We start from the raw sequence: 1,167 nt of genomic DNA on the forward strand, positions 1-1,167 counted from the left end.
TTTCTCGACCGTTGGCAGGAGCTGGAGTGGGACGATATCGGCATGCAGATCCGCGCCAAAACCGCCGCCGATGTGGCACGCGCCCTGAGCGCCCCCCGTCGCACCCTGAGCGATTTTATGGCGCTGATCTCGCCAGCCGCCGAGGCCTATCTGCCGCAGATGGCAGCCGAGGCCGAGCGCCTGACTCGCCAGCGCTTTGGCAACACCATCGGCTTCTATGTGCCGCTCTATCTGTCGAACCTCTGCGCCAACGACTGCACCTACTGTGGCTTCTCCATGAGCAACCGCCTCAAGCGCAAGACCTTGAATACAGAGGAGATAGAGCGCGAGTGTCTGGCCATCAAGGCGCGCGGCTTCGACAGCGTGCTGCTGGTGACCGGCGAGCACGAGCACAAGGTGGGGCTCGCCTATTTTCGCGAGGTGATGCCCATCATCCGCCGCCACTTCAGCACGGTAGGGATGGAGGTGCAGCCCCTCTCGCAGGCCGACTATGCCGAGCTGAAAACCCTCGGTCTCGACGCCGTCATGGTCTATCAGGAGACCTACCACGCCCCCACCTACGCCCGCCACCATCTGCGCGGCAACAAGCGGGACATCGCATGGCGCCTTGCCACGCCGGATCGGCTGGGCCGTGCCGGTATCGACAAGATAGGGTTGGGGGCGCTCATCGGTCTCTCCTCGGACTGGCGCGCCGACAGCTACTTTGTCGCCGAGCACCTGAGCTGGCTGGAGCGCCACCACTGGCAGAGCCGCTATTCCCTTTCCTTTCCGCGCTTACGCCCCTGCACCGGTGGGCTGGAGCCTGCCGTGGTTATGTCGGATCGCCAGCTGGCCCAGCTGATCTGCGCCTGGCGCCTCTTCTCGCCCACGCTGGACTTGTCCCTCTCCACCCGCGAGTCGGCCACCTTTCGCAACGGCGCGGTGCGCCTTGGCATCACCCAGATGTCGGCCGAGTCGCGCACCCAGCCGGGTGGCTATGCCGAGGGGGATGCGGAGGAGCTGGAGCAGTTTGCCATCCACGACGACCGCCCGGTGGGGGAAGTGGCCGCCGCCGTGCGGCAGGCGGGTTTGCAGCCGGTGTTCAAGGACTGGGAGCCGTTTTTGGGTCGTTAACGACGGTTACACCTGCGGTAACAGACAGCGGCAAGCAGATCGGAGGGGTAGAAC

The 1,167-nt window shown here is 65.1% G+C and carries 1 protein-coding gene; it reads left to right on the top strand.

The genetic code is table 11. The features are described 5' to 3' along the window. Window positions 1–1,113: 2-iminoacetate synthase ThiH (gene thiH / locus AACS24_RS01305; RefSeq protein WP_108572123.1), on the top strand; the 1,113-nt coding region annotated here is incomplete at its 5' end. Between the last annotated feature and the right edge of the window lie 54 nt (window positions 1,114–1,167).

The sequence above is a fragment of the Aeromonas sp. HMWF016 genome (genome assembly GCF_963878195.1).
Taxonomy (GTDB): domain Bacteria; phylum Pseudomonadota; class Gammaproteobacteria; order Enterobacterales; family Aeromonadaceae; genus Aeromonas; species Aeromonas lacus.